Source organism: Candidatus Nanopelagicus hibericus (assembly GCF_002288005.1).
GTDB classification, from domain to species: Bacteria; Actinomycetota; Actinomycetes; order Nanopelagicales; family Nanopelagicaceae; genus Nanopelagicus; species Nanopelagicus hibericus.
In genome coordinates this window covers 940,611-958,721 of the sequence record NZ_CP016771.1, presented here as the reverse complement: position 1 = coordinate 958,721, position 18,111 = coordinate 940,611, and the positions used below count along the sequence as shown (strand labels likewise).

Here is an 18,111-nt window from a genome sequence, read left to right as displayed (position 1 = left end):
TTGAGATACTTCTCTAATGAAAACTCTTAAAGTAGGGATGCTCGGTGCTGGCACAGTCGGCTCACAAATCGCTCGTCTATTACTTGATAACAAAGCAGATTTAGCATCACGCGCTGGTGCAGAGTTGGAATTAGTTAAGGTGGCAGTTAAAAACATCAAAACTAAGCGCAACAGCATTGCAAGCACACTGTTAACTGATGATGCAACCTCTGTAGTTAATGATCCTGATATTGATTTAATTATTGAAGTTATGGGCGGAATCTCACCTGCTAAAGAGTTAATCCTTGCTGCATTAAAAAACGGAAAATCTGTTGTAACTGCAAACAAAGCACTACTAGCTAAAGATGGTGCAACCTTGTATGAGGCAGCAGCCAAAGCTAATGTTGATTTGTATTATGAAGCAGCAGTAGCTGGTGCGATTCCAATTTTGCGACCACTTCGTGAATCTTTAGTAGGTGATCATGTAATTCGAATTATGGGAATTGTTAACGGGACTACAAATTATATTTTAACCAAAATGGATGAAGAGGGAACTGCATTCAAGGATGCGTTAAAACAAGCACAAGATCTCGGATTTGCAGAGGCAGATCCCACTGCTGATGTTGAAGGAATTGATGCAGCTGATAAGGCTGCAATTTTAGCTGGGTTGGCATTTCACTCTAGGGTCACAGATAAAGATGTGTATCGAGAAGGTATAAGCAAAATTACTGCAGCGGATGTAAAAGTTGCCAAAGCGATGGAGATGGTAATTAAATTGTTGGCGATTACAGAATTAACCGATGCGGGTGAAATTTCAGTACGAGTGCATCCTGCTTTGATCTCACGAAATCATCCACTCGCCGCAGTTCGGGAATCCTTTAATGCGGTGTTTGTGGAGGCAAAATCTGCTGGGCAAATGATGTTTTATGGCAGAGGCGCCGGTGGTGAGCCGACTGCTAGTGCGGTTTTAGGAGATTTAGTTGCAGTTGCTCGTCATAGAGTTTCTGGTGGTGTTGGGCCAAAAGAGAGTGATTACGCTTCACTTAGTATTGCCGCAATTGGAGCGACAAAAACTAGGTATTTGATCAGACTCAATGTGGCAGATAAACCTGGAGTCTTAGAGTCTGTAGCACATGTCTTTGCTGCCCACAGTGTTTCGATTCAAACTGTGAGACAAAGCGGAGCAGGAGATAAGGCAGAGTTAATTGTTATGACCCATCACTCCTCTGAATCTGCGTTATCTGCCACAGTCAAAGATTTATCAAAGCTTTCAGCGGTAAGTGATGTAGCAAGTGTGTTACGAGTAGAAGGTGCGATTTAATGGCATTGTTTGGGAAGAAAGGTGCACATCAATGGCGTGGAGTAATTGATGAGTACCGAAAATGGCTACCGGTAACAGATCAAACTCCAGTAATTACTTTACGGGAGGGGGGCACACCACTGGTTTACGCGTGTGTCTTATCTGAAATGTTAGGAAATGAAATTTGGTTGAAGGTCGAAGGAAATAATCCAACTGGATCCTTTAAGGATCGTGGTATGACTATGGCAATTTCAAAGGCAGCTGAAGCGGGTGCTAAAGCAGTTATCTGCGCATCAACTGGTAATACCAGTGCTAGTGCTGCGGCTTATGCGAGTAAGGCCGGAATGAAACCAGTAGTTCTTGTACCAGCAGGAAAAATTGCGATGGGTAAATTAGCACAGGCAATCGCCCATGGCGCAGTGTTGGTGCAGGTAAAAGGTAATTTTGATAGTTGCTTAACCTTGGCAAGGCAATTGTCTGAAAATTATCCAGTTGCATTAGTAAATTCAGTAAACCCCTATCGAATTGAGGGACAAAAGACAGCAGCATTTGAAGTTGTAGATATGTTGGGATCACCACCAGATATTCACTGTTTACCAGTAGGAAATGCTGGAAATATCACTGCTTACTGGCAGGGATATCAAGAGTATAAAAGTATGGGAGCTTCCAGAGGTTTGCCGATGATGTGGGGATTTCAAGCAGCAGGTGCTGCGCCAATAGTGAAGAATAAAATCATAAAAAATCCTGAAACCATTGCAACTGCTATTCGAATTGGAAATCCAGCCTCCTGGGACCAAGCAGTTGCCGCCAAGGTCGGATCTAAAGGATTGATTGACTCAGTCACTGATAAAGAAATTTTGAGTGCTTATCGCTTACTTTCCGCAAAAGAAGGGGTGTTTGTTGAGCCATCTAGCGCAGCTGGTATTGCTGGCTTAATAAAGATGAAAGCTGCGAAAAAGCTTCCTAAAGGTAAAACCATTGTGGTCACTGTGACTGGAAATGGTTTAAAGGATGTGCAATGGGTGTTAAATTCATCAAGTAAACCAATCATTATTCCAGCAGATTTAAAGCGAGCAGCAAAGGCAATAGGTCTTAAGTAATGGCATCAAAGCGAAGTAATTCAGGCTTAACTTTTAAAGCCACCTTGGCGCAAATAAGTGTGCCGGCAAGTAGCGCCAATATTGGTCCCGGATTTGATTGTTTTGGAATTGCATTAGAGCTTCGCGATCGCTACGCAGCCCAAGTACTAGATGATGAAACCTTTGATGTTGATGTAACTGGTGAAGGTGCAGATGAAGTTAAAAAAGATGCAAAAAATTTAGTAATTAAATCAATGCTGCGAGGCTTTGAACATATGGGCGGTAAACCAAGAGGTATCGCCTTAAGAGCCTTAAATGTAATTCCACATGGCAGAGGGCTTGGTTCCTCCGCCAGTGCCATAGTAGGTGGGCTCACTCTCGCCCGATCCTTAGTTTTAACAGGTGAGCAATATATGAGTGATGAGGATTTAATTACTTTGGCTACTGAACTAGAAGGACATCCAGATAATGTGGCCGCAGCATTTTATGGCGGTGCCACTCTTGCATGGTCGGAAGCGAAAACTTCATCAACTGGAGAAATAAAAAGTATTGGCAGGGCAGTCAGTTTAAGAGTGGATGATCGAATCAAAGCTCTGCTCTTGGTCCCGAGTAATCAATTAGCAACGGCCAAGGCTCGAAAGTTGTTACCAGAAACCATTCCACACCAAGATGCTGTCTTAAATTCATCCCGCACTGCATTACTGGTTCACGCACTCGCTGAGCGGCCTGATTTATTATTTATTGCTACTGAAGATTTATTGCATCAAAAGTATCGTGCACAAGCGATGCCCAAGACGATTGCATTGGTAGAAAAGTTAAGGGGAGCTGGTTTGGCTGCAGTTGTCTCAGGTGCTGGTCCCGCCGTTATGGTGCTTTATTCAGGGGGCGAGGATGAGATTGATCAATTGGAATCAGTCGCCCCAGGATTCACCGCAATGAAGTTGGCTATTGCAAAAACTGGAGCGCAGTAGCTGGTTTTTCACATTGCCCGCTAGTGTGCTATCTTTATCCCTGTCGGAAAGTGCGGCAGATAAAGTGACCAAAAATCCCTAAAAATAAAAGTATTTTTTGTGGGATCACCCTTATACGGGTAATAAAAATAAAAGAAAGAATGGCAATAAATAGATGGTAGAAAAAAAATCAACCAATCGCACAGACGCGGTTGAGTTAGTGGATATGGCAGTAGCGGATCTTAAAAAAACCGCCGCCGCATTAGGTATTGAAAATGCCACCACGCTTAAAAAAGCAGAGTTAGTCCAATCTATTGGCGACCTGCAGGCCGCGAATCGCGAAGCCGCTAAAAATGAACGAGAGGCTCGTCGTATGGAACGACAGAACAATCGAAATAATCGCAATAATAATAATGACAGCGCAGAGAGTAATTCTGGCGCTGATAACACACCAAATAATTCAAGTGATAACCAATCAAGTGGATATAACAACTCAGATCGCGGTGATAACAATCGTCGTTTTGGAAACCGCGACAATAACCGAAGAGATCGTGGGCGGGATAGAAACCGAGATCGTAATCGTGACCGTGGTCAGCGTGAAGAGCGTGAGATTGTTATCGGCCCAGATGATGTATTGCTTCCAGTAGGAGGTTTACTAGATATTTTAGATAGCTTTGCATTTATTAGAACTGGCGGGTATCTGCCAACCCCAAATGATGTCTACGTTTCATTGCAACAGGTGAGAAAGTATGGCCTGCGCAAAGGTGATGTAATCACTGGTTCCGTTCGTGAACCTCGTGAGGGTGAACAGCGTGCAAAATTTAATGCTCTCGTTCGAGTTGAAACGATAAATGGCAACGAACCAGAAAATACTAAAGAGCGAGTTGAGTTCTCAAAATTAGTACCACTTTACCCACAAGAACGCTTGCGCCTTGAAACAGAGCCAAATGTTTTGACTACCAGAATTATTGATTTAATTTCACCAATTGGTAAAGGACAACGTGGTTTAATCGTTTCACCACCAAAAGCTGGTAAAACTATGGTGCTACAAGCAATTGCAAATGCAATCACTACCAATAATCCAGAGTGTCACTTAATGGTGGTCTTAGTTGATGAGCGCCCTGAAGAGGTTACCGATATGCAACGATCAGTCAAGGGTGAGGTAATTGCCTCTACCTTTGATCGACCAGCTGATGATCACACCACAGTTGCAGAGCTTGCAATTGAGCGCGCAAAAAGATTAGTTGAGTTAGGTCATGATGTAGTTGTCTTGCTTGATTCAATCACTCGTCTGGGTCGCGCTTATAACATTGCCGCCCCAGCCTCTGGTCGAATTCTCTCCGGTGGTGTTGATTCTGCAGCGCTTTATCCACCAAAGAAATTCTTTGGTGCTGCTCGAAATATCGAAAATGGTGGCTCACTAACTATTTTAGCCACCGCATTGATTGATACTGGATCAAAAATGGATGAGGTTATTTTCGAAGAGTTTAAAGGCACTGGAAATATGGAGCTCATCCTTAACCGTAAGTTTGCAGACAAGCGCATTTTCCCAGCGGTTGATGTGGTTGCATCTGGAACCCGTAAAGAAGAGATTCTGATGGGAACTGAGGAGTTAAGTATTGTTTGGCGACTGCGCAGAGTGCTGCACGCACTTGAGCCACAGCAAGCACTTGAATTGTTGTTGGAGAAGATGAAGGGAACTAAATCTAACGTTGAGTTCCTACTACAGATTCAAAAGACAACTACTGGTGGAGATATGCCAACTGGTAATGGCTCAGCCGCTCGCGAGAGTGCTGAGGCTTAATTAGCGCTTAAATTTTGACCCAGTCATATCAGCGGTTATTCTTATCCCCTCTAGTACTTCACTAGTCCTACTGGTTCACAGATTCACTCAATAGGGAGAATCTGATCCAGTAAAAATCAAGGAGAAACATGAAGAAAGAAATTCATCCAGAGTATGGTCCGGTTGCTTTTAGAGATTTCAGTACCGGCGATATATTTTTAACAAAATCGACTTTAGTTAGTAAGCCAGGTTTAAAAACTGTTGAAATTGAAGGACAGACCGTACCAGTCATTGAGGTTGAAGTAAGTAGCTACAGCCATCCTTTCTATACCGGCACGCAGAGAATTCTTGACACTGGTGGCCGAGTGGCTAAGTTCCAAGAGCGAGCAGCAAAGGCTACAAAGCGCAACCCTAAGTAGTTTTACTATCGAGAGTACATCCACATCGAAAGGTGTGATGTGCTCTCTTTTTTAATTAGAGCTGAGAAATTATTAATGAAAGGAGGATGTGATGGAACGGTTTGCAAAAGTTAATGAATTATTGGCTGAGTATGAATCTTTAGAGGCGCAAATGGCAGACCCTGCTATTCATGCTGACCAAAATAAAGCTAGATCTTTGGGTAAACGCTACGCCCAACTTGGTCCAGTAATTGCAGGTTATCGGGCATACAAATTAGCTGAAGATGATTTCAATGCTGGCAAAGAGCTAGCAGAGGTAGACCCTGCCTTTGCATCTGAACTCACTGGATTAGAAAGTACTAAAGATGCTGCCGCTGCAACATTAGAGGAGTTGCTACTTCCGCGAGATGCCAATGATGATCGCGATGTGATTATGGAGATTAAGGCTGGTGCTGGTGGGGATGAGTCTGCGATATTTGCTGGTGATCTATTTCGAATGTACTCACGGTTTGCTGAAAAGCAGGGCTGGAAGGTAGAGGTTATCGACGCTACATCCAGTGATATGGGTGGCTATAAAGATATGTCTATTGCGATTAAATCTAAAGGAGTTGCTAAACCTGGACAGACACCATATGCAAAACTCAAGTTTGAAGGTGGCGTACATCGAGTACAACGAGTGCCAGAGACAGAATCACAGGGGAGAATCCACACTTCAGCTGCAGGAGTTTTAATACTTCCAGAGGCTGAAGAGATTGATGTTGATATTAATATGAATGATTTGCGAATTGATGTTTATCGATCATCTGGTCCTGGAGGACAAAGCGTTAACACCACCGACTCTGCGGTCAGAATTACCCACATTCCCACTGGAATAGTGGTTTCCTGCCAAAATGAAAAAAGCCAATTACAAAATAAAGAGTCAGCCCTTCGGATATTAAGAGCGCGTATGTTGGCTGCGGCGCAGGAAGAGGCAGATCGAATCGCATCGGCAGAACGTAAAAATCAGGTTAGAACCGTTGACCGAAGCGAAAGAATAAGAACTTATAATTTCCCCGAAAACCGTTTGAGTGATCACAGAGTCAATTACAAAGCAAATAATCTAAACTCAGTTATGGACGGGGATTTAGAGGCAGTAATTCAATCATTGATTGAGGCCGATCGGACTGCAAAATTATCGGCAGGTAACTCTTGAAAGAGCTGCTCAGAGCAGCATTCTCGCAATTTGAAAAGAATCAAATTGCCCTAGTTGATGCTGAGTTACTGCTAGCTCACTTATTAGGAGTTTCTAGAAAACAAATTCATAGTCAATTAATAGAACTTCCGGATAATGAACGAGAAAAAATATCTGCCGAATACAATGATTTAATCCAGCAGCGCCTGTTAGGCAGGCCTGTTCAGTACATAACATCAAGCGCCCCATTCAGATACTTAGATTTAGCTGTTGGTGAAGGGGTGTTAATCCCCAGACCCGAAACCGAGCTGATAGTTGATCGGGTGATTGGTTTTCTAAACTCATCTGCGGATAGAGATTTACCCAAGAGTGTAATTGATTTAGGTGCTGGCAGTGGTGCGATAAGTATTGCTATTGCCTCTGAAGCCTTGTTAAAAGGATTAAAAGTTACCGTAGTGGCGGTAGAAAAATCAGCAGCTGCTGCAATTTGGTTAAACAAAAATATTGCAAAATACGATTTACCAATCAGGGTAGTAATTGACGATGTTGCTACTGCATTACCTGAGGTAAAAGCAGATTTAGTTGTTGCCAATCCCCCTTACATACCTAATGAAGAAAAGTTGCCGCTGGAGGTAGAGAAATATGAACCAGAGATTGCTTTGCGAGGTGGCCCAGCTGATGGAATGCAGATTCCACAGCAATTTATCCAAGCTGCAGAGCGATTGTTAAAGCCTGGTGGCTTTTTCATTACCGAGCATCATGAAAAGCAGGGTGAGCAAATTAGAAAAATGTTAGCCAAAGATTTCTTACCTGCTCAAACTCACGCTGACCTTACCGGTCGCGATAGATTCACCAGCGCAATCAGACGATAGGAAGTGTATGGCTGAGCGATTTGATTTAACCAATCAAAGTGGCGTGGAATTTAATAATGCTGTCGAGTCTGCACTTAGGTATATAAGAGCGGGTGAGGTAATAGTTGTAGCGGCTGAACATGGTTATGTATATCTTGCCAATGCTTTTGATAAAGAGGCAGTTAACGCAATTCAGATTTTGAGAGGTAATCCCAGTGGTGTGGCGCTGCAGGTTTTTATAGCAGATAGAAATGTTGCATTAGGAATCACCCCAACGATCACTATTCAACAACAGGCGGTGCTAGATAAATTCTGGCCAGGTTTGCTTTCAGTCACAGTTAAAGCACAACCGGGTCTAACCTGGAATCTAGGAGATGAAAGGCGCTTAGGAAAAGTAAATATCCGTGTGCCTAATAGAAAATTCATAAGTGCCATTTTGCGGCAATCTGGACCACTTGCCACCTCTTCGGCAGCACTAATTGGCTCTGAAACAATTTTAGATTTAGTTAATCTGCCAGTTTATGAAAGTGATATTGGCGCGGTATTTAATGAGGGAGTATTAAGCAAAGGCGCACTATCCACCTGGCTAGAGTTTTCTGAGAAAGAGATCACACTCCAGCGAATAGGTGCAATCAGCATTGAGCAATTACTACCACTGATTCCAACAATTTCTACCCCAAACCTTTAGGCTTAGCGTATGTCCCGCTTTGAAAAATACTACGGCCCAGATTTTAATTCACTAGAAAAACAAGATCCAGAGATAGCCGCTGTTGTAATTTCAGAGCTTGTGCGCCAACGCCAAGATGTGCAATTAATCGCAAGTGAAAATTTCACCTCATCAGCTGTCCTAGCTGCAATGGGCTCAACACTTTCAAATAAATATGCTGAAGGTTATCCAGGCAAGCGATACTACGGCGGCTGCGAAGAGGTGGATAAGGTTGAAATAATTGGTATTGATCGTGCTAAAAAACTATTTGGCGCAGAGCACGCAAATCTTCAACCACATTCTGGGGCAAGTGCAAACGTTGCTGTTTATCAGGCATTTACTAAGCCAGGTGACACAGTTCTGGCAATGTCGCTGCCACATGGCGGACATTTAACTCATGGTTCTAAAGTGAATTTTTCAGGTAAGTGGTTCAATGTTGTTTCCTACGGCGTTCGTCAAGATAATGAATTAATTGATTATGATCAATTGCGAGATCTTGCGATTGAGCACAAACCTAAGATGATTTGCTCAGGTGCTACTGCATATCCAAGTTTGATTGACTTCCAAAAAGTTCGTCAAATATGTGATGAGGTTGGCGCAATTATGTGGGTGGATGCAGCTCACTTTATTGGCTTAGTTGCTGGCAAGGCGATTCCATCTCCTGTGCCGTATGCGGATGTAGTTTCGTTTACAACTCACAAAGTGCTGCGCGGTCCAAGGGGTGGCATGATTTTGTCGAAAGAAAAGCATGCAGCTGCTATTGATAAAGCAATATTTCCAGGCATGCAAGGTGGGCCCATTATGAGTGCGGTTGCTGGCAAGGCAATCGTTTTAAAAGAGTGTGCAACTGCTGAGTATCAAAGTTATGCTAAAAAAGTTATTGAGAATTGCCAAGAGCTGGCTAAGAGTTTAGAGAACGAAGGAATGCGTGCAGTATCTGGTGGCACTCAAACTCACCTTGCCTTAATTGATATTCGCTCGACCGGTGTAACAGGCAAGGTTGCTGATGAAAGATGTGGGCTTTCTGGTATTACTCTCAATAAAAATGCCATTCCATATGATCCACAAACCCCAGCAGTTACCAGCGGCATAAGGGTTGGAACTGCGGCAACAACAACTCAGGGTATGGGTAAAAATGAGATGAAACAGATTGCATCATTTATTGCGCGGGCGATAAAAGATGGTGAAGATGCGGGTAAGGCTAAGGCAATTAGATCTGAGGTTCATCAATTAACTAATCAATTCCCGGTCTATCCTGAACCAAAGAATTAATCACCCAAAGCAATGCGTGAGTATTTAGTAACCATATTACTTGCAGCACTAATCACTTATTTAATTACTCCGATTGTAAGAGATCTTGCGGTTAAGGCCGGTGCAGTAACTGCCATACGTGCTCGAGATATACACCTTCAACCAACTCCGCGGTGGGGCGGATTGGCAATGTGGCTATCAATGGCGCTCACTTTGGTAATCGTTAATTACCTACCATTAATTCATAAGTCTTTTGGCAGCGATGCAACAGGTATTTTTTTAAGTGGCACTTTTATTTTACTTCTTGGCATGATTGATGATCGATTTGACCTAGATCCAATAACTAAATTTGCCGGTCAAGGGCTAGCTGCTGGAATTTTGTTGATATACGGAGTACAAATACTGTGGTTGCCAATAAATGGAATAACTACTTTGCCAACAAATATTGGTCAAGTGCTAACAGTTATATTTGTGATGGTAGTAATCAATGCGATTAACTTCGTCGACGGACTTGATGGATTAGCAACTGGAATTGTAATGATTTGTGCAGCCTCTTTCTTTGCCTTTTCCTACCTCCTTGCAGTTATTAACGGATTAAATCGTGCTGGTGCGCCATCACTTATTACTGCGGTGGTTATTGGATTATGTCTTGGCTTTTTACCGCATAATTTCCACCCAGCCCAAATATTTATGGGAGATTCCGGTGCGATGTTTTTAGGTTTACTAGTAAGTGCATCTGCAATAACTTTAACCGGCCAGGTTGATGCCTCGGCTATTACTGAAGGTAACAGCGGAACTGCGTTACTGCCGTTGATGTTACCTTTTACAATACTTGCGATCCCTCTGTTGGATTTTGCAATGGCAATAATTCGAAGAATAAAAGCTGGGCGTTCACCCTTTACAGCTGATCGAGAACACCTACATCATCGGATTATGCGCTTTGGATTAACTCAACAACGAGCCACAATTGTTTTGTATCTTTGGACAGGCATGTTTGCGCTTCCGACAGTTTTAGCAGCATTTATTCCACTTTGGATTTCGGTTTTATCAGGCGTAGGAATATTTCTATTATCAGTTTTAGTAATTAGCAAGTCTAGAGTTAGCGAAAAAATTTAATATGAGCGATACCAAACTTTGGAAAGGAGCAATCGTCCCAGCATCTATTACTGCAGTAATTTTAATAGTTGTCATGGCCTTAGCTCGTGGAGAATCTGGTTTAGTAGGAGCAGCACTTGCATCCTTTACTGTAATAATATTTTTTAGTATACATCTTTTAGTTGCGCGGATCTCTCGTGATTTAGATCCTATGATTACTATGGCACTTGCCATGTTCTCCTACTTTGCCAAAGTAATTTTGATGGGAGCTTTTTTGCTTTTAGTTACTAAATACACCGATCGAAGTACTGTTGATCGGGGCAGTTTTGCCATTTGCGCAATTTTGATTACCATGGCGTGGTTATTTGGTGAGATATCTAGTTTCATGAAGTTGAGATCTCAACTGCCGCTACCAAGTGGAATGGAGAAAAGTAATGAGTAGATCTAAATCCAACAACGATGACTTAAACAATTCCCAGAATGAGGAAAATGCGTTGTGGTCAATTGTGGGTTACTTACTATCTGGATTATTGATTTGGGGTGGGATTGGTTGGGGCTTGGATAGATGGCTCGGAACAACCTATTTGGTGTTGGTCGGGATGTTGCTAGGTGCTGGGGCATCCATATATTTAGTCTGGCTGCGCTTCGGGCGGGATTAAGATCACTAAAACCCCAAGGTTTGAGATGTTCACCTTGATAAATTTCACATTAATCTAACTTTCCTAATAGGGTTTCGCCCGTAGCCGCAATCCCCAGTTGGCTATAGCAGATTCTGAGTAACTTGAAGTATCCCAGCAGATTAAGTGATTAACGTTTTGGAGATTTACGTGGGCGTTCGGTTAGCAAGTGAGGATGGCTTCAAGCCACCTAGTACCGCCGACTTTGAATTGCCGCCAGTTTTTGGCGATAACCCGTTTACTACTAAACCAGTCTTTCTAGTTTTTTTCTCAGTAATTTTAATCTCAGTATTTTTCATTCTTGCTTCAAGAAAAGCCGCAATAGTTCCATCAAAACTGCAATTTGCTGGTGAATCAGTTTATGGTTTTGTTAGAAATGATCTAGCTCGAGATGTAATCGGTCATGAATTTATGCGATTTGTCCCTTACCTTTTTACACTTTTCACATTTATCTTGACCAACAATTTATTTGGAATTATTCCATTTCTGCAGTTTCCAACAATGTCTAGAGTGAGCTTTCCTTATGTATTAGCGATGTTTACATTTGTAATATTCCATTATGTAGCTATTAAACATAAAGGATTAATCGCTTATCTGAAAGAAATTATGTTTATGCCGGGAGTTCCAAAACCGGTTTATATTCTGCTCACCCCAATTGAGGTGGCCACCTATTTCCTAGTCCGGCCACTAACTCTTTCACTGCGGTTATTCGCAAATATGTTTGCCGGTCACCTTTTGCTCCTAGTTTTCATCCTAGGCGGCGAGCACCTATTGCAGGGGGTAATTGGTCTGAAGTTAGTATCACCATTCGCTTTTGCCTTTGGAATTGCGCTGACCTTTTTCGAATTTATGGTTCAGTGCCTGCAGGCATATATCTTTACCCTGTTGACCGCCCTCTATATTGCGGGTGCGTTAGCAGATGAGCACTAAACGGAAAAAATAAAAACCACCAACTAAGAAAGAAGGAAAAGAAAATGACAGGCACACTCAACCTGGTCGGTTATGGCCTATCTGCAATCGGACCTGCAATCGCAACTGGCATGATCTTCGCTGCTTACATCAGCGGTGTAGCACGCCAACCGGAAGCACGTTCAGTACTGCAGCCGATCGCATTTCTAGGCTTTGCACTAGCAGAAGCGCTAGCGCTTTTTGGTCTAGTACTAGCTTTCGTTCTCTAATAAAACTAAGGATAGGTAAGTAATGTCTTCAAAAAGTTTTAGCAACTGGGCAGCAGCCGAGGGTGCTAACCCATTAATTCCGCACACCGCAGAATTAATCGTTGGTTTTATTGCATTCTCCTTATTGTTCTTAGTTCTACGTTCCAAAGTGGTTCCGATGTTTGAAAAAGCATTCACCGCCCGCACTGAAGCAATTCAAGGTGGTATGGAAAAAGCAGAGCGTGCCCAAATAGAAGCAGAGCGCGCACTTGCGCAGTACACAAACCAATTAAATGAAGCTCGTGGTGAAGCACAAAAGATCCGTGAAGATGCCAGAGTGCAAGGTGCTGCCATCATTGAAGATTTGCGAAGTAAGGCAGCAGAGGAGGCGGCAAGAATTACTGCAGCTGCTACCGCTGCGATCGAAGCTGAGCGTCAGCAAGCAGTCACCTCACTTCGTAATGAGGTTGGTGCACTTGCAACTGAGTTGGCCGGAAAGATTGTCGGAGAAGCGCTAGATGACCAGGTCCGTCAATCTCGAATTGTTGATCGCTTTATTGCAGATTTGGAGAAGAGTAAGTAATCATGAAGGTATTAGGTGGTTCAAGCAGAGCATCGGTATTAACTCTGCGCAAAGCGTTGACTGATTTGGTGAATACCCAATCAGCAGCAGCTGCTGCCACCTTGGCCAATGATCTTTTTACTATTCTTTCATCCCTAACATCATCAATCGGACTTCGCAGAGCATTAACTGATAGCGCACGAGATTCAAGCGCTAAATCAGAGTTGATTTCAAATCTTTATGGTAAAAATATTTCTGCATCCGCTCAAACTTTGCTTGCCCAAGCTTCATCATTGCGCTGGTCTAACCCAGGTGAGATTGCAGATGCAGTTGAAAACTTAGCGGTAGAGGCAGCAACCGCAGCAGCTGAAAAAAACAGCGAGCTAGAAAATCTTGAAAATCAGCTATTTGATTTTGCGCGAGTATTAAAATCTAATCCAGAGTTGCGCCAGGTGCTTAATACCTCGGCAGATACCGATGCCAACAAGCTCTCGTTGTTAGATTCATTGGTTAAAGGTAAGTACGCTAACTCAACTGTTGAATTATTGCGTAAGGTCATCACATTACGTCGAGGACGAAGTATTGATGCCACTCTCACCGCTTACTCACATTATGTGGCAGCCCGTAAGGATCGATTAGTCGCGCATGTAAAAAGTGCGGTTGAATTAAGCGATGCGCAGTTAAATAAATTACTTTCTGCACTGTCCAAGCAAATGGGCAGAGATGTGCATATTAATGTAGAGATTGACCCAAAGGTTTTAGGCGGTATGTCAATTAGATATGCCGATGATGTAATAGATGGCACCATCGTTAATCGTTTAGCAGAAGCGGGCAGAGCGCTCGTAAGTTAGGTTTAACAGATGCGTTAAGCATCTGTTATTTGAAGAGAGAAGGAAGATCAAGATGGCCGAAGTTACTATCCGCCCCGAAGAGATTCGGGATGCACTGGCAAAACATGTCGCTGCATACAAACCAGGTGCCGCAGTAAAAGATGAAATTGGCGCCGTAACTGAAGCAGGTGATGGCATCGCTCGAGTTGAAGGTTTGCCATCTACCATGACAAATGAATTATTAAAGTTTGAAAATGGCACATTGGGACTAGCGTTGAACTTAGATGTTCGCGAAATCGGTGTTGTTATCTTGGGTGAGTTCACCGGCATTGAAGAGGGAACACCAGTTCGACGAACTGGGGAAATTCTCTCTGTTCCAGTTGGTGATGGCTTCTTAGGTCGAGTTGTTGATGCATTAGGCAGACCAATTGATGGTAAGGGTGAAATAAAAGCTGAAACCACTCGCGCCCTTGAAATTCAAGCACCATCTGTGGTGCAAAGACAACCGGTTAAAGAGCCAATGCAAACTGGTATTAAAGCAATTGACGCGATGACTGCGATCGGCCGTGGTCAGCGCCAATTAATTATTGGTGATCGCCAGACAGGTAAAACTGCTATTGCAGTTGACACAATTATTAATCAATTGGAGAACTGGAAGAGTGGGGATCCAAAGAAGCAGGTTAAATGTATTTATGTTGCGATTGGACAAAAGGGTTCAACAATCGCCTCTGTTAAAGGCTCACTTGAAGCAGCAGGTGCCATGGCTTACACAACAATTGTGGCAGCACCAGCCTCTGATCCAGCAGGATTTAAATACCTTGCTCCTTACACTGGTTCATCAATTGGTCAGCACTGGATGTATAAAGGACAACATGTATTAATTATTTTTGATGATCTTTCAAAACAAGCAGAGGCTTATCGTTCAGTATCGCTACTGCTAAGGCGCCCACCAGGTCGTGAGGCATATCCAGGAGATGTTTTCTATTTACACTCTCGTCTGCTGGAGCGATGCGCAAAGCTATCTGATGAATTAGGTGGCGGTTCTATGACCGGCTTGCCAATCATTGAAACTAAAGGAAATGACGTTTCGGCCTTTATTCCAACCAACGTTATCTCTATTACTGATGGTCAGTGTTTCTTAGAGACTGATTTGTTTAACGCAGGTGTTCGTCCAGCAATTAACGTTGGTATTTCAGTATCTCGCGTTGGTGGATCTGCGCAAACAAAGGCGATTAAAAAGATTGCCGGACGACTTCGGCTTGATCTTGCTCAGTACCGAGAGCTTGAAGCTTTCGCAGCTTTTGGTTCAGATCTAGATGCTGCCTCGAAAGCACAGCTTGAGCGCGGTGCGCGAATGGTTGAACTATTAAAGCAGGGTCAGTACTCACCATTTTCAGTAGAACGCCAAGTCGCATCTATCTGGGCTGGAACCACTGGAAAATTAGATTCAGTTCCAGTTGTTGATATTCGTCGTTTTGAAGCTGAGTTCTTAGATTTTATTGCCAGAGAGCGCAAGGCGATCTTTGAAGTAATATCAACCACCCGTGAGTTGACAGATGACACTGTTAAATCATTGGAAGAGGCGATTACGGTATTTAAGACTCAATTTAAATCATCGGTTGCACCAGCTGTAAATGAGAAAAAAGCTGATGCATTAACTGGTGAAGATAATGAGCAAATTACCCGCCAAGTTCCAGCGATAAAGCGATAAGAAAAGAGAGCTAAGAAAAATGGGTGCCCAACTTCGTATTTATCGCCGCCGTATGCGGTCGGTAAAGGCGACTAAGAAGATAACCAAGGCGATGGAGTTAATCTCTGCTTCTCGCATTGTGAAGGCGCAACAAAAAGTTGCCGCCTCATCTCCTTATGCCAACGAGTTAACTCGGGCTGTCTCAGCTGTTGCATCCTTATCAAGTACCAACCATCCATTAACAACTGCTTCGGCAAATCCAAAACGTGCTGCAGTGCTGATAATTACTGCAGATCGAGGTATGGCAGGTGCCTACTCAAATGCTGCAATTAAAGAGGGTGATCAATTGATCGCGCTCTTGCAATCTAGAGGCCTAGAGGTAAATCCATATTTGGTAGGACGAAAAGGAATTAACTTCTATAAGTTTAGAAATCGAAAGATTACTGCTTCTTGGAGTGGATTCTCCGATAACCCAACATATGCCAAAGCCAAAGAGGTATCAGATGCGTTAATCAGTGCATTTATTGCAGATGCACAAACTGATGCAAATGGCGTTGATGAATTACATATTATTTATACTGAGTTTAAATCAATGATTACCCAAACCCCAGATGCTAAGCGAATGCTGCCACTTGAGGTGGTTGAATCAACGGGGCCGGCAGTAATTTTGCCGATGTATGAATTCGAACCTAATGCTGGTGAGGTGCTTAATGCATTACTACCTCGCTATATTCAGGCTCGAGTATTTAACGCGATGCTTCAATCTGCAGCTAGTGAGCATGCAGCCAGGCGTCGTGCTATGAAATCAGCAACTGATAATGCTGATGAATTAATAAAGTCGTTAACTCGACTTGCAAATGCGGCTCGTCAGGCCGAAATTACCCAAGAGATCAGTGAAATCGTCGGCGGCGCAGATGCGCTCGCCTCAGCTAGCGCAGGGAGCGAATAATGTCAGTTAAAACAGCAACCGGAAGAGTTGCCCGAGTAATTGGACCGGTAGTGGATATTGAATTTCCCGCCGATGCAATGCCGGCCATATTTAACGCACTAAATATTGATGTCACCTTGGGGGGTGAGAGTAAGAAGTTAACACTCGAAGTCGCCCAACATATTGGCGACAACTTAGTCCGTGCGATCTCTATGCAACCAACTGACGGCATGGTTCGTGGTGCAACTGTTACCGACACTGGAAGTGCGATCTCAGTTCCAGTTGGAGATGTAACAAAAGGACATGTATTTAATACCTTGGGTGAATCTTTAGATGTGCCGACCTCTTCATTAGATATTAAAGAGCGCTGGCCAATCCACCGGACCGCTCCAGCATTTGATCAACTTGAATCAAAAACTGAGATGTTTGAAACCGGAATTAAAGTTATTGATCTACTTACTCCTTATGTAAAGGGCGGAAAGATTGGATTATTTGGTGGCGCTGGTGTTGGTAAGACTGTGCTTATTCAAGAGATGATTTATCGCGTAGCAGAAAACTTTGGTGGTGTTTCTGTGTTCGCAGGAGTTGGTGAGCGTACTCGTGAGGGTAATGACTTATTCCTAGAAATGACTGAAACTGGTGTTATTAATAAAACCGCCTTGGTCTTTGGGCAAATGGATGAGCCACCTGGCACCCGTCTTCGGGTTGCACTATCTGCTTTAACAATGGCTGAGTACTTCCGTGATGTGCAGAAGCAGGATGTGTTGTTGTTCATCGACAATATTTTCCGCTTTACTCAAGCAGGTTCTGAGGTATCAACTCTCCTTGGTCGTATGCCATCAGCAGTTGGTTACCAACCAACACTTGCTGATGAGATGGGTCAGTTGCAGGAGCGAATTACCTCTACTCGTGGTCACTCAATTACCTCGATGCAGGCGATTTATGTGCCAGCAGATGACATCACCGATCCAGCACCACACACAACCTTTGCTCACTTAGATGCAACCACAGTGTTGTCTCGTCCGATCTCTGAGCTTGGTATTTATCCTGCGGTAGATCCACTTGATTCAACCTCTCGTATTTTGGATCCTCGTTATATTGGTGAGCACCATTTCCGAGTTGCAAACCGAATTAAGCAAATTCTGCAACGCTACAAAGATTTGCAAGACATCATTGCAATCTTAGGTATTGATGAACTTTCTGAAGAGGATCGCATCCTGGTAGGAAGAGCTCGTCGTATTCAACGATTCTTGTCACAAAATACTTTCGTGGCAAAGGTCTTCACCGGTCTCGATGGTTCTTTTGTGCCGCTGACAGAAACAATCGCAGCGTTTGAAGCGCTCGCTGATGGTAAGTATGACCATGTACCTGAGCAGGCATTTTTCATGTGCGGAGGTCTTGATGATGTTGAACGCAAGGCAGCAGAGTTGGCTAAGTCCTAAATCATGTTAAAAGTTGAGGTAGTTACCCCAGAGAAGCGGGTGTGGAGCGGTGAAGCAACGATGGTTTCAGCCCGCACACTTGGAGGAGATCTTGGAATTCTCTCAGACCACGCACCACTTCTTGGGGTACTTGCCGATGGCACGGTTTCAATCAAAGCGGCTGATGGTTCGGTAAATGACTTTGTAATAAACGGCGGTTTTATTTCTGTTTCAAAAAATAGAGTTTCAATCTTAGGTGAAGCAGAAGCGGTTAAAAATTAGT

Annotated in this window: 20 protein-coding genes; all 20 read left to right on the top strand. The window is 43.3% G+C overall.

The annotated features are described in order from the left end of the window. The first annotated feature begins 16 nt into the window (after positions 1–16). The 20 genes from B1s21160_RS04955 (at position 17) to B1s21160_RS04860 (ending at position 18,110) form a co-directional block, all read left to right on the top strand. A complete protein-coding gene (locus B1s21160_RS04955) occupies positions 17–1,300 on the top strand; it encodes a homoserine dehydrogenase (RefSeq protein WP_041887623.1) in 1,284 nt (427 codons plus the stop codon). Beyond that, the gene (gene thrC / locus B1s21160_RS04950; protein ID WP_041887621.1) at positions 1,300–2,379 is read left to right on the top strand and encodes a threonine synthase; all 1,080 of its coding nucleotides are present in this window, start codon (positions 1,300–1,302) and stop codon (positions 2,377–2,379) included. Before B1s21160_RS04955 ends, thrC begins: the two co-directional genes overlap by 1 nt. Further along, complete coding sequence (gene thrB / locus B1s21160_RS04945) at positions 2,379–3,329, top strand: homoserine kinase (protein ID WP_095672638.1); 951 nt, start codon at positions 2,379–2,381, stop codon at positions 3,327–3,329. Before thrC ends, thrB begins: the two co-directional genes overlap by 1 nt. A gap of 154 nt (positions 3,330–3,483) precedes the next feature. Beyond that, the gene (gene rho, locus B1s21160_RS04940) at positions 3,484–5,112 is read left to right on the top strand and encodes a transcription termination factor Rho (RefSeq protein ID WP_041887618.1); all 1,629 of its coding nucleotides are present in this window, start codon (positions 3,484–3,486) and stop codon (positions 5,110–5,112) included. 128 nt (positions 5,113–5,240) lie between these two features. Continuing rightward, positions 5,241–5,510: a type B 50S ribosomal protein L31 gene (locus tag B1s21160_RS04935; protein WP_041887616.1), complete on the top strand. Its 270-nt coding sequence runs from the start codon at positions 5,241–5,243 to the stop codon at positions 5,508–5,510. 91 nt (positions 5,511–5,601) lie between these two features. Then, positions 5,602–6,681 (top strand): peptide chain release factor 1, encoded by a 1,080-nt coding sequence (gene prfA / locus B1s21160_RS04930; RefSeq protein WP_095672637.1) that lies wholly within the window; start codon positions 5,602–5,604, stop codon positions 6,679–6,681. Next, positions 6,678–7,532 carry a peptide chain release factor N(5)-glutamine methyltransferase gene (gene prmC / locus B1s21160_RS04925; RefSeq protein WP_041887613.1) on the top strand — a complete coding sequence of 285 codons (855 nt, stop codon included), beginning with the start codon at positions 6,678–6,680 and terminating at the stop codon, positions 7,530–7,532. Before prfA ends, prmC begins: the two co-directional genes overlap by 4 nt. Positions 7,533–7,539: 7 nt before the next feature. Beyond that, the gene (locus B1s21160_RS04920; RefSeq protein ID WP_041887611.1) at positions 7,540–8,199 is read left to right on the top strand and encodes an L-threonylcarbamoyladenylate synthase; all 660 of its coding nucleotides are present in this window, start codon (positions 7,540–7,542) and stop codon (positions 8,197–8,199) included. A 9-nt stretch (positions 8,200–8,208) separates the two neighbouring features. Next, complete coding sequence (locus B1s21160_RS04915; protein WP_041887609.1) at positions 8,209–9,489, top strand: serine hydroxymethyltransferase; 1,281 nt, start codon at positions 8,209–8,211, stop codon at positions 9,487–9,489. A 12-nt stretch (positions 9,490–9,501) separates the two neighbouring features. Then, entirely contained in the window at positions 9,502–10,584 is a 1,083-nt protein-coding gene (locus B1s21160_RS04910) for an MraY family glycosyltransferase (protein WP_095672636.1), read from the top strand. Position 10,585: 1 nt separating this feature from the next. Beyond that, the gene (locus B1s21160_RS04905) at positions 10,586–11,005 is read left to right on the top strand and encodes a Cg1360 family ATP-synthase-associated protein (protein WP_095672635.1); all 420 of its coding nucleotides are present in this window, start codon (positions 10,586–10,588) and stop codon (positions 11,003–11,005) included. Continuing rightward, entirely contained in the window at positions 10,998–11,222 is a 225-nt protein-coding gene (locus B1s21160_RS04900) for an AtpZ/AtpI family protein (RefSeq protein WP_041887605.1), read from the top strand. Before B1s21160_RS04905 ends, B1s21160_RS04900 begins: the two co-directional genes overlap by 8 nt. A 168-nt stretch (positions 11,223–11,390) precedes the next feature. Beyond that, a complete protein-coding gene (atpB, locus tag B1s21160_RS04895; protein WP_041887603.1) occupies positions 11,391–12,170 on the top strand; it encodes a F0F1 ATP synthase subunit A in 780 nt (259 codons plus the stop codon). Between the two features lie 44 nt (positions 12,171–12,214). Then, positions 12,215–12,418 (top strand): ATP synthase F0 subunit c, encoded by a 204-nt coding sequence (locus B1s21160_RS04890; protein ID WP_041887600.1) that lies wholly within the window; start codon positions 12,215–12,217, stop codon positions 12,416–12,418. Positions 12,419–12,440: 22 nt separating this feature from the next. Continuing rightward, complete coding sequence (locus B1s21160_RS04885; protein WP_041887596.1) at positions 12,441–12,980, top strand: F0F1 ATP synthase subunit B; 540 nt, start codon at positions 12,441–12,443, stop codon at positions 12,978–12,980. Between the two features lie 2 nt (positions 12,981–12,982). Further along, the gene (locus B1s21160_RS04880) at positions 12,983–13,810 is read left to right on the top strand and encodes a F0F1 ATP synthase subunit delta (protein WP_095672634.1); all 828 of its coding nucleotides are present in this window, start codon (positions 12,983–12,985) and stop codon (positions 13,808–13,810) included. Positions 13,811–13,862: 52 nt separating this feature from the next. After that, positions 13,863–15,500 (top strand): F0F1 ATP synthase subunit alpha, encoded by a 1,638-nt coding sequence (gene atpA, locus B1s21160_RS04875; protein WP_041887594.1) that lies wholly within the window; start codon positions 13,863–13,865, stop codon positions 15,498–15,500. 19 nt (positions 15,501–15,519) lie between these two features. Then, a complete protein-coding gene (locus tag B1s21160_RS04870; protein ID WP_095672633.1) occupies positions 15,520–16,428 on the top strand; it encodes a F0F1 ATP synthase subunit gamma in 909 nt (302 codons plus the stop codon). Further along, on the top strand, positions 16,428–17,849 hold the full coding sequence (gene atpD / locus B1s21160_RS04865; protein WP_095672632.1) for a F0F1 ATP synthase subunit beta: 1,422 nt from the start codon (positions 16,428–16,430) through the stop codon (positions 17,847–17,849). Before B1s21160_RS04870 ends, atpD begins: the two co-directional genes overlap by 1 nt. Positions 17,850–17,852: 3 nt before the next feature. Continuing rightward, positions 17,853–18,110, top strand: a complete 258-nt coding sequence (locus B1s21160_RS04860; RefSeq protein WP_041887882.1) for a F0F1 ATP synthase subunit epsilon — start codon at positions 17,853–17,855, stop codon at positions 18,108–18,110. Position 18,111: the final 1 nt, after the last annotated feature.

What these genes read in the sequence shown, in the direction of transcription:
- B1s21160_RS04880 (WP_095672634.1), top strand. Translation starts at nt 12,983, where the DNA reads ATGAAGGTATTAGGTGGTTCAAGCAGAGCATCGGTATTAACTCTGCGC.
- thrC (WP_041887621.1), top strand. Translation starts at nt 1,300, where the DNA reads ATGGCATTGTTTGGGAAGAAAGGTGCACATCAATGGCGTGGAGTAATT.
- B1s21160_RS04905 (WP_095672635.1), top strand. Translation starts at nt 10,586, where the DNA reads ATGAGCGATACCAAACTTTGGAAAGGAGCAATCGTCCCAGCATCTATT.
- atpA (WP_041887594.1), top strand. Translation starts at nt 13,863, where the DNA reads ATGGCCGAAGTTACTATCCGCCCCGAAGAGATTCGGGATGCACTGGCA.
- B1s21160_RS04910 (WP_095672636.1), top strand. Translation starts at nt 9,502, where the DNA reads ATGCGTGAGTATTTAGTAACCATATTACTTGCAGCACTAATCACTTAT.
- B1s21160_RS04890 (WP_041887600.1), top strand. Translation starts at nt 12,215, where the DNA reads ATGACAGGCACACTCAACCTGGTCGGTTATGGCCTATCTGCAATCGGA.
- prfA (WP_095672637.1), top strand. Translation starts at nt 5,602, where the DNA reads ATGGAACGGTTTGCAAAAGTTAATGAATTATTGGCTGAGTATGAATCT.
- rho (WP_041887618.1), top strand. Translation starts at nt 3,484, where the DNA reads ATGGTAGAAAAAAAATCAACCAATCGCACAGACGCGGTTGAGTTAGTG.
- atpD (WP_095672632.1), top strand. Translation starts at nt 16,428, where the DNA reads ATGTCAGTTAAAACAGCAACCGGAAGAGTTGCCCGAGTAATTGGACCG.
- B1s21160_RS04915 (WP_041887609.1), top strand. Translation starts at nt 8,209, where the DNA reads ATGTCCCGCTTTGAAAAATACTACGGCCCAGATTTTAATTCACTAGAA.
- B1s21160_RS04870 (WP_095672633.1), top strand. Translation starts at nt 15,520, where the DNA reads ATGGGTGCCCAACTTCGTATTTATCGCCGCCGTATGCGGTCGGTAAAG.
- B1s21160_RS04920 (WP_041887611.1), top strand. Translation starts at nt 7,540, where the DNA reads ATGGCTGAGCGATTTGATTTAACCAATCAAAGTGGCGTGGAATTTAAT.
- B1s21160_RS04885 (WP_041887596.1), top strand. Translation starts at nt 12,441, where the DNA reads ATGTCTTCAAAAAGTTTTAGCAACTGGGCAGCAGCCGAGGGTGCTAAC.
- B1s21160_RS04935 (WP_041887616.1), top strand. Translation starts at nt 5,241, where the DNA reads ATGAAGAAAGAAATTCATCCAGAGTATGGTCCGGTTGCTTTTAGAGAT.
- B1s21160_RS04860 (WP_041887882.1), top strand. Translation starts at nt 17,853, where the DNA reads ATGTTAAAAGTTGAGGTAGTTACCCCAGAGAAGCGGGTGTGGAGCGGT.
- B1s21160_RS04955 (WP_041887623.1), top strand. Translation starts at nt 17, where the DNA reads ATGAAAACTCTTAAAGTAGGGATGCTCGGTGCTGGCACAGTCGGCTCA.
- thrB (WP_095672638.1), top strand. Translation starts at nt 2,379, where the DNA reads ATGGCATCAAAGCGAAGTAATTCAGGCTTAACTTTTAAAGCCACCTTG.
- B1s21160_RS04900 (WP_041887605.1), top strand. Translation starts at nt 10,998, where the DNA reads ATGAGTAGATCTAAATCCAACAACGATGACTTAAACAATTCCCAGAAT.